At 59.1% G+C, this 15207-nt stretch carries 16 protein-coding genes; 3 read left to right on the forward strand and 13 right to left on the reverse strand.

Annotation, left to right across the window (positions count from 1 at the left end; all coding sequences use genetic code 11):
- Window positions 1-54: 54 nt before the first annotated feature.
- The gene (locus tag ACLI1T_RS08485) at window positions 55-630 is read right to left on the reverse strand and encodes a YdcF family protein (RefSeq protein WP_411702414.1); all 576 of its coding nucleotides are present in this window, start codon (window positions 628-630) and stop codon (window positions 55-57) included.
- Between the two features lie 71 nt (window positions 631-701).
- Here ACLI1T_RS08485 and ACLI1T_RS08490 point away from each other — a divergent pair, with 71 nt between their 5' ends.
- Window positions 702-2699, forward strand: coding sequence for a TPM domain-containing protein (locus ACLI1T_RS08490; RefSeq protein WP_411702415.1), 1998 nt, complete (start codon window positions 702-704; stop codon window positions 2697-2699).
- A gap of 18 nt (window positions 2700-2717) precedes the next feature.
- Here ACLI1T_RS08490 and ACLI1T_RS08495 read toward each other — a convergent pair whose 3' ends face one another.
- From ACLI1T_RS08495 to ACLI1T_RS08505, 3 genes are read right to left on the reverse strand one after another with little or no spacing between them, the layout of a single operon-like run.
- A complete protein-coding gene (locus tag ACLI1T_RS08495; RefSeq protein ID WP_411702416.1) occupies window positions 2718-3245 on the reverse strand; it encodes a hypothetical protein in 528 nt (175 codons plus the stop codon).
- On the reverse strand, window positions 3245-3754 hold the full coding sequence (locus ACLI1T_RS08500; protein ID WP_411702417.1) for a hypothetical protein: 510 nt from the start codon (window positions 3752-3754) through the stop codon (window positions 3245-3247). The genes ACLI1T_RS08495 and ACLI1T_RS08500 overlap by 1 nt, the downstream gene beginning before the upstream one ends.
- Before the next feature lie 4 nt (window positions 3755-3758).
- Window positions 3759-5138, reverse strand: a complete 1380-nt coding sequence (locus ACLI1T_RS08505; protein WP_284853558.1) for a glycine--tRNA ligase — start codon at window positions 5136-5138, stop codon at window positions 3759-3761.
- Window positions 5139-5326: 188 nt separating this feature from the next.
- Here ACLI1T_RS08505 and ACLI1T_RS08510 point away from each other — a divergent pair, with 188 nt between their 5' ends.
- The gene (locus ACLI1T_RS08510; protein WP_005278104.1) at window positions 5327-5617 is read left to right on the forward strand and encodes an ArsR/SmtB family transcription factor; all 291 of its coding nucleotides are present in this window, start codon (window positions 5327-5329) and stop codon (window positions 5615-5617) included.
- Window positions 5618-5685: 68 nt separating this feature from the next.
- The gene (locus ACLI1T_RS08515; RefSeq protein WP_034658244.1) at window positions 5686-6105 is read left to right on the forward strand and encodes a Fur family transcriptional regulator; all 420 of its coding nucleotides are present in this window, start codon (window positions 5686-5688) and stop codon (window positions 6103-6105) included.
- 44 nt (window positions 6106-6149) lie between these two features.
- Here ACLI1T_RS08515 and ACLI1T_RS08520 read toward each other — a convergent pair whose 3' ends face one another.
- The 9 genes from ACLI1T_RS08520 to dnaJ all read right to left on the reverse strand — a co-directional run bounded on the left by ACLI1T_RS08520 (window position 6150) and on the right by dnaJ (window position 15133).
- On the reverse strand, window positions 6150-6902 hold the full coding sequence (locus ACLI1T_RS08520; protein ID WP_411702418.1) for an isoprenyl transferase: 753 nt from the start codon (window positions 6900-6902) through the stop codon (window positions 6150-6152).
- A gap of 10 nt (window positions 6903-6912) precedes the next feature.
- On the reverse strand, window positions 6913-7629 hold the full coding sequence (gene recO, locus ACLI1T_RS08525) for a DNA repair protein RecO (protein WP_349852878.1): 717 nt from the start codon (window positions 7627-7629) through the stop codon (window positions 6913-6915).
- A gap of 6 nt (window positions 7630-7635) precedes the next feature.
- Window positions 7636-8673, reverse strand: a complete 1038-nt coding sequence (gene era, locus ACLI1T_RS08530) for a GTPase Era (protein ID WP_411702419.1) — start codon at window positions 8671-8673, stop codon at window positions 7636-7638.
- Between the two features lie 900 nt (window positions 8674-9573).
- A complete protein-coding gene (locus ACLI1T_RS08535; protein ID WP_411702420.1) occupies window positions 9574-10593 on the reverse strand; it encodes a formamidase in 1020 nt (339 codons plus the stop codon).
- Between the two features lie 127 nt (window positions 10594-10720).
- A complete protein-coding gene (gene pdxY, locus ACLI1T_RS08540) occupies window positions 10721-11569 on the reverse strand; it encodes a pyridoxal kinase PdxY (RefSeq protein ID WP_284782352.1) in 849 nt (282 codons plus the stop codon).
- A gap of 51 nt (window positions 11570-11620) precedes the next feature.
- Window positions 11621-12241 carry an rRNA maturation RNase YbeY gene (gene ybeY / locus ACLI1T_RS08545; RefSeq protein ID WP_411702421.1) on the reverse strand — a complete coding sequence of 207 codons (621 nt, stop codon included), beginning with the start codon at window positions 12239-12241 and terminating at the stop codon, window positions 11621-11623.
- Window positions 12242-13219 carry a PhoH family protein gene (locus tag ACLI1T_RS08550; RefSeq protein WP_005284200.1) on the reverse strand — a complete coding sequence of 326 codons (978 nt, stop codon included), beginning with the start codon at window positions 13217-13219 and terminating at the stop codon, window positions 12242-12244.
- Between the two features lie 10 nt (window positions 13220-13229).
- Entirely contained in the window at window positions 13230-13973 is a 744-nt protein-coding gene (locus ACLI1T_RS08555; protein WP_411702422.1) for a 16S rRNA (uracil(1498)-N(3))-methyltransferase, read from the reverse strand.
- Window positions 13973-15133 carry a molecular chaperone DnaJ gene (dnaJ, locus tag ACLI1T_RS08560; RefSeq protein ID WP_023023431.1) on the reverse strand — a complete coding sequence of 387 codons (1161 nt, stop codon included), beginning with the start codon at window positions 15131-15133 and terminating at the stop codon, window positions 13973-13975. The genes ACLI1T_RS08555 and dnaJ overlap by 1 nt, the downstream gene beginning before the upstream one ends.
- Window positions 15134-15207 lie beyond the last annotated feature (74 nt).

Consider the following 15207-nt stretch of genomic DNA (forward strand, 5'->3'; position numbering starts at 1 on the left):
TATTTGAAAAGTATCATCAGGTTATAAAATAACATATGAAAATCATTTTTAGGTTTAAGGAGTCCTCTCTTCCTTTTGCATCGTTTCGTGCCGCAGCTTCTGATTCGGCCGCAGCATCAGCTCAATGCGGTACAGGCGCCTTTTCCAGGCACGCGCGCATCGGGGAGAGACAATGCTGGAAATACCTATATAAAACAGCCCGCCGCATTCGTGCGCGAGGTAGCGCCACCAAGGCTTAGAAAACCGCCGGGCGGGATAATAGGGCGTGCCGGACACTTGGGCGTTGAGCCCTTCCTGCTTAGCGACGACCCACGTGCGCAACCTATGCAAGGGATCGGTGACGATGATGGCATCGGCAAGGCCGTGGGCATCGATAACCGCAGCTAAGGACCCGCGCGTATCGAGGCCTTCTTCCACGGCGGATACCTGCAGCTCAGGGAAATGCTCGCGCAGGTAATCGCGGGCAACCCCGGCCTCCGTAAACCGATCCCCGGGAAGCTGGCCGCCCACGGTAATCACCGGCAGGCCGCGGGAGGTGGCCAGCTCCCCGGCATGGCGCAGGCGCCCGGCCAGGATGCGGGAGGGGCGGCCATCGTATTGCGCGGTGCCTAAAACAACGACGTATTTCACAATGCTTCCCACCCTACTGCCTGCGAAAGAGGTTCTCCGGATTGAGCGTTCGGGCAGGTATGGTTGTGGGCATGAATCTTAGTGCACGAATCGGCCGCGCTACCGTCGCGGCATTTTTGCTCGGCTGCACCTCCATTGGCGCAGGCCAAGCCCTAGCCGCGGAGACCACTACCCTTGCCCAAGCCCCGGATACGGCGGCGGTGACAGACAGGGTAAATGATGAGGCAGGGGTCTTAAGTAGCGAGGAAATTAAGGAGATCAATGAGAAGATCACCCAGCTGCAAAAAGACCAGTCGCTCATCATCTTTGTAGTCTTCGCAAACGATCTTGGCACTGATCCAGAAAGCTATGCGCGCAGCATAGTCAACGAGAAGGGACCGAATTCCGCGGCCTATGTCGTTGGCGTCAATGAGCGCCAGGTGAGCGTGCAGACCGGCGATCAATGGCCCGAGGGCCGCCTGGATCAGATGTACGATGCCGCCTACAGCAAGCTATCCGCAGAAGAATACGGCGCTTCTGCGATCGCGCTTGCCGATGCCGCCCTTGGCACCTCCAGCTCCTCTGATTCCTCCGGCATAGCCTGGCTGGGCGGTGGCGCCGCCACCATCGTCGCTGCAGGCGGCGGCATCTGGTACTACTCGCGCCGCAACACGAAAAAGAATCAGGCGAAAACTTTAGAGTCCGCCCGCGAGATTGCGCCAGAAGATACCGATCAATTAAACCGGCTGCCGCTGGATACCTTGGATAAATTGGCCCAAGAAGAATTGGTCTCCACGGATGAATCCATCCGCCGCGGCAAGGAAGAGCTCAATATCGCCCTGTCTGAGTTCGGTCCGGAGCGCACCCGCCCATTTACCAAGGCGATGAATCATTCCACCTCTACCCTGCAAAAGGCCTTCAAGATTCGCCAGCGCCTCGATGATGCGGTGCCAGAATCCCAAGCCGAGCGCCGGCAGATGCTGGTAGAAATCGTCTCCACCTGCGGCCAAGCCGATGACGCTTTGGATAGCCAGGCAGAAGAGTTTGCCCAGATGCGCGACCTGCTGCTGCAGAGCGACTCCAAGTTGGACGAGCTCACCCAGCGCACCGTCGGTCTGCGCACTCGCCTTCCTGGCGCCGAAGGTACCCTCACAAAGCTCCAAGAGGACTATTCCGCAGAGGTCCTATCCTCCATTGCGGATAACCCAGAATTGGCCAGCGCCTCCCTCGATGAGGCGGAAAAGCTCCTGGACCAAGCCCGCGAGGTGCAGGGCCAGCCGGCCGGGAAGCAGGGTTCGCTCGTGGGGCTTATCCGCGATATCGAGCACGCCACGGAGGTCACCGATAGGCTCCTTACCGGAGTGGAGCACGCCGAGGAGAATATTTCCTCCGCCCGCCGTAATCTGGGTGCGCTTATCACCGAGGTCGAGGGCGAAATCGAGGAAGCCCGCGAGCTAGAGCGCCAAGGCAAATCCCAGGGAACCCAGGCGGATTGGCAAGCCCTCGAAGAACTGCTGCAGCGCGCCTCTGCTGCGGTCACTGACGCCAAGCAGCAGGGCGATACGGATCCCTTGGGCCAGCACACCGCGCTCATGAGCATCGATACCGAGCTTGATGAACGTCTTGACCGCGTGCGGGAAAAGACTTCTACCCACGCGCGCCAGATCGAGCTTTTCCACCAGCAAATGTCGGTGGCAGAATCCAATATTCAGGCCGCCGAGGATCTCATTTCCTCGCGCGGGCGCATTGTTGGTTCCGGCGCCCGCACCGCGCTTGCCGATGCCAAGCGTCTCCACGCCCAAGCCCTGCACACCCAGCGCAGCGATATCCGCGGCGCGTTGCAATCCTCTCGCGAAGCCGTTGCCGCAGCGCAAGCCGCCTTGCAACGGGCCAAGGATGATTCCGACGAGTATCGCCGTCAGCAACAACGCCAGCAGACGAGTTCCGCAGCCGGAAATATCATCACCGGTATGGTGTTGGGCCAAATCCTTGGCGGCGGTGGCCGCGGCTTCGGCGGTGGTTTCAGCGGCGGCGGCGGAGGATTCTCCGGCGGCGGTGGCGGAGGCGGTTTCCGCGGCGGCTCCTTCTAAGGCCTGCTTTGTTGGCGCTTAGCCGCGCACGATGCGCGGTGCGGCATCAACAAGCAGGCAGCTATAGCTCAGCACTACCGCATCCACGTCCGGAAGGCCATTGTTATCAGCGGCCGCTACTTCTAGGCCATTGCCCCGCGGGTTAAGGCGCGCAACCTCGCAGCCCTCCGCGCTACCATCTTCGGCAAGGGCCACGATGCGGCGCTGCTTGCCAAAGATGGCGGAGCGATCCAAAAGGTAGTGGGTGTCTCCGCAGGTCGCGCGCAGGCGCGTGACGGTCAATCCCGCCTGCGAAACTTCATAATGCTTCGCAGCTCCGGAACCCGCGCTGCAGCTGCTACGCGGCCGGGCCCGCAGGAAAAAACGCGGGGAGGCGGTTGCACCGTCTAGCGAGGTCTCTACGTCAAAAAGCGTATCTGGTTGTGTGGGATCCCCGGAGAGCGCGCCGGCAATGGTCAGTACCCCGTCTCGCACCCAGGCAATGTCGGTGCCGCGTACGTCGCGCAGAGTAGCACCATTCCACTGCCACGGCATCGTTCCCGCCATTAGAAAATGAACACCGCCAGCAGGGCGACGATGGAGGCCAATACCAGCATGATGATCCATACCCACGCGGAGTTTTTGGTGTTCTTTTCCAAAATCGCGCGGGTAAACCAGCTCAGACCGGCGATCTCGGCGGTGCTTAAGCCTTTCGCATCGTCTTCGAATTCCAAGATGGCCTTGCGCACGCCAGAATTCTTGGCGGAAAACTGCGCCACCTTGTTGTCATCGACATCATCGATGATCCAATCGCCGCTATTTTCATTGACGTAATGAAAGGTGCGGCCATTGAGCGAGGCTTCAAGGCGCTTATCGCGGCCGAGGCGGCCGGCGAGGCGGTAGACGGAGCCATCGTCAAGCGTGGCCGAAGCCCCCAAATCGCTGACCTCGACGCGCCAAAAGTTCCCGTCTACCTCGGCGGAATGTTCCGCAAAGACGCCTAGGCGCTCCGGGCCCTCCTCAACGAGGAGGACGGGCTTGTCGCGCTCGGAGCGATCCCAGCTGGTGTAGTGCATCTGCTTAGCACCCAATCAGGCGCGCGGAGAGGTAGGACTCAAGATCCTCAATCTTTACGCGCTCTTGCTCCATGGTGTCGCGCTCGCGCACGGTTACTGCGTTATCCTCGAGCGAATCGAAGTCGAAGGTGACGCAGAATGGCGTACCAACCTCGTCCTGACGGCGGTAGCGGCGGCCGATGGCTCCAGAGACATCGAAGTCCACGTTCCAGTAGGCGCGCAGCTTATCCGCCAGCTCGCGGGCCGGAGTGGATAGCTCCTCCTTCTTGGACAACGGCAGGACGGCAACCTTGATGGGCGCCAAGCGGCGGTCCAAGCGCAGAACCACGCGCTTGTCGGTGCCGCCCTTAGCGTTCGGTGCTTCTTCCTCGTCATAGGCATCTACCAGGAAGGCCATCATGGAACGGCCCAAACCAGCGGCCGGCTCGATGACGTACGGAATCCAGCGCTCGTCATTGGCCTGGTCATAGTAAGACAGATCCTCGCCAGAGCCCTTGTCGTGGACGGAAAGGTCATAGTCGGTGCGGTTGGCCACGCCTTCCAGTTCGCCCCACTTGGAGCCCTTGAAGCCGAAGGCGTACTCCACGTCCACGGTGCGCTTGGAGTAGTGCGACAGCTTTTCCTTTGGGTGCTCGTACAGGCGCAGGTTTTCTTCCTTGATGCCCAGGTCGGTGTACCACTTGTAGCGGTCATCAATCCAGTACTGGTGCCACTCTTCGTCCTCGCCAGGCTTGACAAAGAACTCCATCTCCATCTGCTCGAACTCGCGGGTGCGGAAGATGAAGTTACCCGGGGTGATCTCATTGCGGAAGGACTTACCAATATTGGCGATGCCGAATGGCGGCTTCATGCGCGAGGAGGTCATCACGTTCTTGAAATTGATGAAGATACCCTGTGCGGTCTCCGGGCGCAGGTAGTGCAGACCCTGCTCGTCATCGACCGGCCCCAGGAAGGTCTTCAGCAGGCCAGAAAAGGCCTTCGGCTCGGTCCAGTCACCCGGCTGGCCGGTTTCCGGGTCGTTAATATCAGCCAGGCCGTTTTCTGGCTCGTGGCCGTGCTTTTCTTCGTAGGCCTCGAGCAAGTGGTCGGCGCGGTAGCGCTTACCGGTGTGGCGGGATTCCACCAGGGGATCGGTAAAAACCTCCACGTGGCCGGAGGAGACCCACACCTGGCGCGGCTGGATGACGGAGGTATCCACACCTACGACATCGGGGCGAGATTGGACCATGTGGCGCCACCACTGGCGCTTAATGTTTTCCTTCAACTCCACACCAAGAGGACCATAGTCCCAAGCGGAGCGGGAACCGCCGTAAATCTCACCCGCCTGGTAGACCAAGCCGCGGCGTTTACACAGATTAACAACGGTATCGATAAGGGATGCCATGGTTGTAAAGGACTCCTCTGGTAGGGGATAGTCGTGACAATCTCATTCAGTCTAACCCTTATCCCCCATCAGTAGTGAGATCAGGGGGTGCAAATTTAAATCGGTTAATGTACAGGTAATGACCAACTTGAGGTAATATAGTAGTGGTCGACAGATAATAGATACCGTATTGAAGGTGCCCACTCCCTATGACGACCGTTCAATTAGCATTTAATAACTCTGCGGCCGCAAGCGTTATCGCGGCCCTCGATTCCCCGCTGCGCATTTCCATCATTACCCGCCTGGCGGAGCGCGACCATTACGTACATGAGCTGGTTAAAGCCACCGGCAAGTCCCAGCCGCTGATTAGCCAGCACCTGCGAGTTCTTAAGCAGGCAGGGATTGTCAGCTCTGAGCGCAATGGGCGCGAGGTGACCTACTCTCTGGTCGCACCGGAGGTTTTAACCCTTTTGGAAGACGCCGCGAAAATCGCCTCTTAATAACCGGTCTGCATATAAAGACGATTTATTATAGCGCTTGTTGAAAAAGAGTTGATAATATGAATGTCATGTCCATTCATGAGAGTATCCCCAAGCTCGGCTCGCGCAATACTAAACAGCGCACCGCGGTTGTTGAGGTCCTGCGGGACATCGACAAGTTCGCCTCCGCCAAGGAAATTTATCACCAGCTCCAAGAGCGGCAAGAAAAAGTCGGTCTCACCACCGTCTACCGCACCCTACAATCTCTTTCCGATATTGATGCCGTAGATGCACTACACATGCCCAATGGCGAGACCCTGTACCGCCATTGCGAAACCGATGCGCACCACCACCACTTGGTATGCACCAAATGCGGCCGCACCGAAGAAATCGATGGTGGACCCATTGAAAAGTGGGCTTCGGCCGTAGCCGCCGAGTACAACTTCGAGCTTACCGGCCACGACGCGGAGATCTTCGGCGTGTGCTCGCAGTGCGCGGCCGCACAGTAGTCACCGCACGGTAGTCTCGCGCGCCTTCCTTAGCTGCTACTTCCCTACTTCACAGCACCGAAGCGGCGATCCCGGCGGGCATATTCCTCAATGGCGGCGAAGAGGTCCTCCGGGGTGAAATCAGGAAATAGCTTGTCCTGATAAATCATCTCGGCGTAAGCGGACTGCCACAGCAGGAAGTTCGAAGTGCGCTTCTCACCGGAAGGCCGCAAGAATAGGTCCACGTCCGGCATGCCGGGATCATAGAGATGCTCTGCGATGGTGCTTTCTTTAATATCGCGCGGGCGAATTTCACCAGCGGCGACCTTTTCCGCAAGCTGGCGCACGCCATCGACCATTTCCGCCCGGCCACCGTAATTAACGCACATGGCCAGCGTCATTTTTGTATTATTCTTGGTCAATTCTTCGGCGGTTTCGAGTTCCTTAATCACCGAGCGCCACAGGCGCGGTCGACGCCCTACCCACACCACGCGCACGCCGCGCTCATTGAGCCACTCGCGCTGCCGCCGCAGCACATCGCGATTAAAGCCCATCAAAAAGCGCACCTCTTCCGGGCTGCGCCGCCAGTTTTCAGTGGAAAACGCATATGCCGAAAGATACGGTACACCGGCGGCGAGGCAGGCATCGACGACATCGAGAAGCACCGCCTCTCCCCTGCGGTGGCCTTCCGTGCGTTTCATGCCCTTTTCTTGGGCCCAGCGGCCATTGCCGTCCATCACCAACGCAATATGGCGTGGCAGCAGCTCATCCGGAATATTCGGCGGGGTCAGGCGACGAGAAGGATCTGGGGTAATCACGGGCTACAGTTTACTGTTCCATCACCTGTAATGCGGACACATTTCGCTCCATGTGCCACTGCAGGTGCGCCCGCGCTAGCCGATGCCCCTCCTGCCGCTGCGCATTAGTCGGATCCGTCGGGTAGCCATGTGCCAAAAGCCACAAGTGGTGCAGGGTTTCCGGATCCACCTCCGCAGCTCCTGGCGGCCGGCATTCGTGGCAGGCGGCGCCGCCGACGGCCGGGTGAAAGGCATGGTGCGGGCCGGGGCGCTGGCACTGGGCGCAATCAAAAAGGCTCGGTGCCCAGCCGGCATGCGCCATGGCCTGCAATAAGAACGCATCAAGCGTTTGCGTCGGCTCCTCGGTTTGCAGCTGCTCGAGCGTCGCCACCACCGCGTTGTAGAGGTACGGGTCGCCGTCTCCATCCGCGTAGATGAGCCGCTCGGCCGATTCCAAGACCGCACAGGCGGCCGTATAGCGCTCGTAGTCTTCGATGAGGCGCGCACCAAAATAATTCACCGTATCCGCCTGGGAAATCGTGGCCAGGTTCTTTCCTATATACAGCTGCACATCCAAATTGACGAAGAGCTGCAGCCGCGATCCAAAGCGGGATTTTGCTCGGCGCACGCCCTTGGCCACCGCACGCACCAACCCATGGTTTTGGGTGAGCAGTACGATGACGCGGTCGGCTTCCCCAAAATCATAGGAGCGAATGACCACGGCGCGGTCGCGATAATTTTCGCGCATGGCCTTTTAGAACCCGAGCCTGCCCAGCGACTTGGCATCAGATTGCCAGTTCTTCAGCACCTTGATGCGCAGATCCAGGTACACGTTCTGGCCCAGTAGCTCCATGATTTCCTTGCGGGCATTGCCCACGATGCGGCGGAAACGCAGGCCATCTTTACCCTCGATGATCCGCTTTTGCCCTTGACGCTCCAAGTACATGATGGCGTGAATATCCAGCACTCCCTCACGCGTGCGCGAAGGCAGCATTTCATCAATCTGCACCGCAACCGAGTGTGGTAGCTCTGCCTTCAGGCCAGAGAGCGCAGCCTCACGGATGAGTTCTTCGATGCGCTTTTCTTGCCCCTCATCCGTGATGTGATCATCCGGGTAGAACTTCGGGCCCTCCGGCAAGTGCTCCACGATGACCTGCACCAAGTCATCCAGTTGCACGCCCTTTTTACTAGAAACCGGAATCACCACGGCCTCCGGATCTTCTTGCGCCAAGAGCTCGTGCAAGGCCAAAAGCTGCGCGCCCACCTGGTCCTTAGAGGCTTTATCCAGCTTGGTCACGATGCCGATGATGGGGGTCTTCGGCGCAATCGAGCGCACATTATCCAGGATCCACCGGTCACCCGGACCGATCTTCTCATCAGCAGGAATGGTCAAGCCGATGACATCCACATCCGCATACGTTTCTTTAACCACTTCATTAAGCCGCTCGCCCAACAAGGTGCGGGGGCGGTGCAGACCCGGTGTATCCACCACGACGACCTGTGCGTCCTCGCGGTGAACCAGACCGCGGATGGTGTGGCGGGTCGTTTCCGGCTGGTCCGCGGTAATGGCGATCTTTTGGCCCACCAGCGCGTTGGTCAGCTTGGATTTACCCGTATTCGGGCGGCCCACAAAGGATACGAATCCAGAGCGGAATCCTTCTGGGGTATCCGTGTACTGCGAATAATCTAACGGAGCTGCCTTCTCCCCGGCGGCTTCCGGAGCAGCATCATCGGGGTCATCTGGCAGGCCCTCGAATGCCGCATCAAACTGTGTATCAATGTCAGAACTCATTACCTGCAATGATAACCCACCGCACCAAAATCTCCGATTGTTTCACGCACTAACAAATCTGCAGGCTAAGCTAAGACCGTTCTCTCCTCCTCGGTGTATTTCTCACCGCTTCCTGAAAGACACTCCGCCATGCCAACCAAGTCTCCCCTACTGCTCCTAGGTGCCATCCTCACCATTTCCATTAGTGCTTGTTCATCCCCTGATGCTGGCCCCTCGCCTTCCGAAGAGGAATCCACCAGTACTTCAATCAGTCCATCTTCCAGCTCACCTAGTGCGACCTCATCGAGCAGCATTGCACAATCAACCACGCAAGAGCCCACTACCGAAATCCCAACAGAACCAGAAACCCAAGTAGCAGCTGAGGAGCCAGGTGCACAACCGCAGGCGGCAGCCGCTGAGCCAGAGCTGCTGTATTGCGAAATAGGCCTTGGAGCATTCGGGAAGTTTTCTGATGACTCTTCCCACCAAACCGAACTGTGCAATACCCCTGCACTCCAGCGTTCCATGCGCGCGGAACGAGTATGCGGTGGCCTTAATGGGCACTTGCTTTATCCAGACGAATGGCCAGAGCTTTGCAACGGTGGCGCTCCATATTCGGGAACGCCGCAGGGCGGAGCGTCACCAGAATCCTATGACGACGATTCTCTTGCGGAAACGCCCTCGCAGGCACAAGGCCTCTAGAGCTGCGTCTTCAGGCTGTGCCCCGTCGGCTTTTCGCAGATGCTATAGGTCCACTGCTATAACTGAGCATTTTCGCACCTGAAATGTAGCAAATCGCGCTCAGATATACCCGAGGACGTTGACCTTTTGCATTTTCGATCGGCCCAACACCAGCCCGAAGGCCCCGTACCCTCAAAATGTACGAGGGTGCGGGGCCTTCAGTAGCTAATAGCCGTGTACCTATTTCTTGAATTCGTCCGGAAGCGGGCCAAGCTGCGGTCCGTCCGGATAGTACTTCCAGCCGTCCTTAATACGGACATCGTCGGACCACGGTAGTTTGTACTCGCCCTTGGCGAGGTCTTCTACCCAGGTGAGGTAGTTTTCGGTCTTTCCGCCTGGGGAACCAACGTAGCCGCGGTTGCCCAAGTTGAAGATGTTGTTTTCTAGGCCCCAGTTGATGCGCGCCTTATCGGCCAGCGCTGGGAAGACCTCTGCAGTGACGATTTCGCCCGGGTTGCGGTGCCCCTCAGAAATCATGTGGCCGTCGTAGTTGCAGACATTGCCTTCACCGAAGTAGTAGAAGACCTGGTCATAGCCCGCCAAGTTCACCGATGCCGTGTACATCAGGTTCTGGAAGGCGTTGGTCTTGTTGGTCATGATCCACTGGTCTTGGGTCTGGGTAGAATAACCCGAGATGCGGATGTAGACATTGGCACCCTTATACGCTGCTTCGCGGGCGAGCTCTGGGAACATGCCATCGTGGCAGATATTGACCGCGAGCTTGGAGCCCTTGGGGCCATCGCATACCGGCATACCCAAGTCACCCGGGTACCACGGCTCGATGGGGGTCCATGGCTGCAGCTTGCGATAGTGCAACGCAATCTCGCCGTCGGAGTTGATGATAATCGCCGTGTTGAACGGGGGCTTCCCCGCTTCGTGGTTGGGTTCCATGATGGAGAAGACGCCCCAGACGTCGTTATCCTTACAAGCCTGCTTGTACTGGTCCACCTTGGGGTCATCGAGGCCGATGAGGAATTCATCGTAGGACCAAATCTTGGTGTTCAGGCCCGAAGAGGAGTATTCCGGAAAGACGATGAGATCTAGGTCTGGGTAGCCAGCCTTGGTCGAGGCCACCATGCGGCAGATTTCATCGACGTTTGCTTGAACGTCTTCCGGGGAATTGACTACGGGAACTGGGTATTGAATAAGGGCCATCAACAGGCCGTCGGGGGATGCGCTGATACTTCCGGTGCTGGACAAGACGGGACTCCAATCACGTCGTTGATTACGTTACACCTATCACTTTATAGGTATTCACCAAGTTATGCACCAAAACAGCGGATTACTTGTCTCGGATTGCAGACCACACCACTCCACCAGTGCAGCTTTAGAGCTCCTCCGCCTGGAATTGCATACTCGGGTGGGCGAAGGCGTCCTGAGCTTGAATAAGCTGCAGCTCAGTGGATTCCGCCTCATACGTCGTGCGCAGAAGCTCGTAGACGGAAGATGCGGTGCGGCGCAGCGCCTCTTTCACGTCATGGGTTTCAACGTAGTGGCCGGTGAACAGCGCCGCGGTCACGTCACCAGAGCCGTTGCGCTTAACCGGCAACAGCGGGGTCGAGAGCAAGAAAGCGCGCTCACCATCAACGGCGAGCATCTCAATCTGATCCGCAGGGGTTTCCGGGCGCTTGACGGAAGTAACCAATACCGTCTTCGGCCCCATTTCCTGCGCCTTCTTCACCGCAGCCAAGGTCTGGTCCAAGGTGCTGACCTCGGTATCGGTCAGATAGCCCAGCTCAAATTGGTTCGGGGTGATGATATCGGCCACGGGCACCACGCGGTCACGCAGCAGCGGCGGAATGTCATCTGAAACGAAGCAGCCCGACTTCGCATTACCCATCACTGGGTCGCAAGCGTACAGCGCCTTGGGGTTAACGGCCTTGATGCGGCGAACGGTGTCCACGATGGCATCGGCAATGTCGGAGCCGCCTTGGTAGCCGGAAAGGATGGCGTCGATATTTTCAAAAGCACCGCGCTTTTCGATGCCATCGATGATCGACGTGACATCACTGGCCGGAATCATCGGTCCGCCCCAGTCACCGTATCCGGTATGGTTGGAGAAGTTCACCGTGTGCACGGGCCACACCTCGTGGCCGGCGCGCTGGAGAGGAAAGACGGCCGCGGAATTTCCCACATGGCCGTAGGTGACATGAGACTGGATGGAAAGGATAGTCATAGCTATCCATTGTGCTACTGCTTATGCACAGAGACAAAGGAATGGGCGAAATTATTCTGGGGTTTCCTCGTCGCGTGGTTCCCCAATCGCGGGGATGCCGCCGCCGGGTACCTGTTCATCGAGGCGTGCTCGCTCGGCAGCATCCGGAAAGGCCTTCGGGCCCGAAGGCTTTGGCTGGTAGCTCTTCCCGCGTGCGACGAGGTCATCGTACCAATCCGCCAGCAGTTCATTCTGCCGGGCAAACATTTCCTTTTCTTCCGCCGCGGTGGCGTGATCGTAGCCCAGCAAGTGCAGGCAGCCGTGCACCGTCAACAGCGCGAGCTCGTGCCCGAGCGAATGTCCGGCGGCATCGGCCTGTCGCAGAGCGAACTCGGGGCATAAGACAATATCGCCAAGCATGGCAGGGCCCGGATCGGCGGCATCGGGGCGCCCGCCACCAGAAGTGGCGCCGGGGGTAAGCTCATCCATGGGAAAGCTCATCACATCGGTAGGGCCTTCCAAGTCCATCCAGCGGATGTGCAGATCCTCAATGGACTTCAGATCCACGCAGGTAATGGTGCATTCCGCATCGGGGTTGATGTCCATGGTACCGAAGGTATAAGAGGCGACATCGATAAGCATCTCCTCGTTGACGCCATCAAAACCCGACTCATTGAGAAACTCGATACTCACTTATTTCCCCTCGTTTTCCGCAGCCTGTTTATTGTCAAAGGAATCATAGGCATCCACAATGCGGCCGACCAGCTGGTGGCGCACCACGTCTTGGGCGCTGAGATCCGCAAAGTGGATATCGTCCACGTTATTGAGAATTCGCCGCACGATGCGCAGGCCGGATACCTGCCCGCGCGGCAGATCCACCTGGGAAATATCGCCGGTGACCACGATGGTGGAGCCAAAGCCCAGGCGGGTCAAAAACATCTTCATCTGCGCCGGGGTGGTGTTTTGCGCCTCATCGAGGATGACGAAGGCATCATTGAGCGTGCGCCCGCGCATATACGCCAGCGGGGCGACCTCGATGATGCCGGCATCCATCAGCTTGGGAATCATCTCCGGATCGAGCATGTCCCGCAGCGCGTCATACAGCGGGCGCAGGTACGGGTCAATCTTGTCATTGAGCGTGCCTGGCAAAAAGCCCAGGTTTTCGCCCGCCTCAACCGCCGGACGGGTAAGAATAATGCGCGAGACCTGCTTATTTTGCAGCGCCTGCACGGCCTTCGCCACCGCCAGGTAGGTCTTGCCGGAACCGGCCGGACCAATGCCAAAGACCACCGTATTATTGTCGATGGCCTGCACATACTCGGATTGCCCCACGGTTTTGGGGCGGATGGACTTGCCGCGGCGCTTGACGATGTCCGCCGCCATCGCCGCCGCCACCGACTGCGGCGCCTCTACGGCAACCATATCCATGGTGTGCTTGACCGTATCGGTGGATACGGCGTGGCCGCGCCTAGCGATGGCCTCGAGCTCATCGAGGATCTTCGCCGCGCGGGCTACCTCGTAATCGGGGCCGGTGACGGTGACAATATTGCCGCGGGCAAAAAGATCCGCATCGAGGCGGTCATTGAGCACGCGGAGGTTATCGTCCGCGCTGCCCAAAACGCTGCTGACATACGCGGAATCGATCTCACATTTCTTGGTGATGATAGGCACGTCTAATAGGCTACCAGCGCTCAGTCCGCATGCCGATAGCCGCCAAGGCCACCATCGCCGCGCTGGCGGTGCGCAAAACCTCCGGGCCCAATTTGATAGGAACGGCCCCGGCCTCGCGCAGGGTTGTCAGCTCATTTTCCCCGATTCCGCCTTCGGGGCCGACCAGGAGGAAGACCTCGCCGCGCAAGTCAACCTCGCGGATGGATTCGGTGGCTTCCTCGTGCAGGACTAACACGCGCGCGGATTCTGCGCGCTCTGCTAGCTCCGCAACCAATTGGCGGGTAGTCAGCGGGCCGCGGATCTGCGGGATGCGGTCTCGCCGAGATTGCTTTGCGGACGCTTCGGCCGCGGCCTGCCATTTGGTTATGGCCTTCGGCGCCTTCTTCCCGTCCCACTTGGCCACGCAGCGATCCGCCTGCCAGGCGATGATCTCATCCGCCCCGGCCTGTGTAGCCAGGTCAACGGCTAGCTCGGCGCGCTCGGATTTGGGAATCGCCTGCACCACGGTTACCCGCGGATTCGGCTCCGGTAGCTGGGTAACGGACTCGACGGTGCCGGTTAAGTGGTCCTTGCCCGAGGTCTCGGTGACGGTAAGGGTGAGGCGGATTCCGGTGCCATCGATAAGCGCCAGCTTCTCCCCCTGCTGCATCCGCTTGACCGTCACGGCGTGGCGCGCCTCGGGTCCAGACAGCGTGATGCTGTCTCCGGCCTGGGCGGCAGAGAGATCTGGGTGGATGAAGACGGGCAGCGACATTAGCGGCGGAACTTATCGCGCAGGCGGGTAAAGAAGGAGTCCTCCTGCCCGTCGCTGGCGGTGCGCACGCGGGCGCCCTCATCGCGGGTATTGCGGATCTTTTCCAGCGCCTCGCGACTCTTGCGGTCCAGATCCTTGGGAACAACCACATCCACGTGGGCAAAGAGGCTGCCGTAACCGTCGGTGCGCAGGCGTGGCATGCCCGCGCCTTCCACCTTGATCGACTCGCCCGGCTGGGTGCCCGGCTCGATATCGATGGTGAGCTCCTCGCCATTGAGCTGATCGATGGTGAAGTTGGTGCCCAGCGCTGCATCGATCATCGGCACGTGCACGGTGACGTTCAGGTCATCCGCATTGCGCTGGAAGACCTCGTGTTCCTGGGTGTGCACCTCCACGTAGAGGTCACCTGCAGGGCCACCGCCGTGGCCGACCTCGCCCTGGGAAGCCATGCGGATGCGCATGCCATCGTTGATACCAGCCGGGATGGACACCGTGAGATCGCGGCGCTTTTTCACGCGGCCATCGCCGGCGCACTGGTTGCAGGGATCCTCAATGATTTCGCCAAAGCCCTGGCACTTCGGGCACGGGCGGGTGGTCATCACATTGCCCAAGAAGCTGCGCTGCATCTCCTGGATTTCGCCCATGCCGTTGCAATTATCGCAGGTGACGGGCTTGGACTTAGAGTTCGAGCCGGTACCGCCGCAGGAATCACACAGCACCGCGGTATCGACGGTGACCTTCTTCTTCAGGCCGGTATAGGCCTCTTCGAGGGTAATCCGGGTGCGCAGGAGGGCATCGTTGCCGGGCTGCACGCGCGACTTTGGCCCGCGGGATCCGCCGCCGGCGCCACCGCCGAAGAACTCGGCGAAGATATCGCCTAAGCCACCGCCGCCGAAGCCGCTAAATCCGCCGGCACCGGCGCCAGCGCCACCGCCGCCTTGCTCCATGGGATCGCCGCCCATGTCGACGATCTGGCGCTTTTGCGGATCCAGCAAAACTTCTTGGGCAACCGAGGCCTCGCGAAATTTCTCCGCCGCTGCCTCATCATCCGGGTTCACATCCGGGTGATACTTGCGGGCCAGCTTGCGGTACGCCTTCTTAATTTCTTGGTCCGTTGCGTCCTTATCAACACCGAGGATGCCGTAATAGTCACGAGCCACTGTTAGAGATATTCCTTCTCGATCGTTTTGTTGGTATTACCTTGCAAAAATTTATGTAGCGACCGGCTAGTCTA

It is taken from the genome of Corynebacterium tuingiense, assembly GCF_046718165.1.
Classification (GTDB): domain Bacteria; phylum Actinomycetota; class Actinomycetes; order Mycobacteriales; family Mycobacteriaceae; genus Corynebacterium.

Bases quoted from the DNA above. Each gene is read 5' to 3' on its own strand.
- era (WP_411702419.1), bottom strand. From the start codon at position 8,673: ATGAGTTCTGACATTGATACACAGTTTGATGCGGCATTCGAGGGCCTG.
- ACLI1T_RS08510 (WP_005278104.1), top strand. From the start codon at position 5,327: ATGACGACCGTTCAATTAGCATTTAATAACTCTGCGGCCGCAAGCGTT.
- ACLI1T_RS08490 (WP_411702415.1), top strand. From the start codon at position 702: ATGAATCTTAGTGCACGAATCGGCCGCGCTACCGTCGCGGCATTTTTG.
- pdxY (WP_284782352.1), bottom strand. From the start codon at position 11,569: ATGACTATCCTTTCCATCCAGTCTCATGTCACCTACGGCCATGTGGGA.
- ACLI1T_RS08495 (WP_411702416.1), bottom strand. From the start codon at position 3,245: ATGGCGGGAACGATGCCGTGGCAGTGGAATGGTGCTACTCTGCGCGAC.
- ACLI1T_RS08500 (WP_411702417.1), bottom strand. From the start codon at position 3,754: ATGCACTACACCAGCTGGGATCGCTCCGAGCGCGACAAGCCCGTCCTC.
- ACLI1T_RS08555 (WP_411702422.1), bottom strand. From the start codon at position 13,973: ATGTCGCTGCCCGTCTTCATCCACCCAGATCTCTCTGCCGCCCAGGCC.
- ACLI1T_RS08505 (WP_284853558.1), bottom strand. From the start codon at position 5,138: ATGGCATCCCTTATCGATACCGTTGTTAATCTGTGTAAACGCCGCGGC.
- recO (WP_349852878.1), bottom strand. From the start codon at position 7,629: ATGCGCGAAAATTATCGCGACCGCGCCGTGGTCATTCGCTCCTATGAT.
- ACLI1T_RS08515 (WP_034658244.1), top strand. From the start codon at position 5,686: ATGTCCATTCATGAGAGTATCCCCAAGCTCGGCTCGCGCAATACTAAA.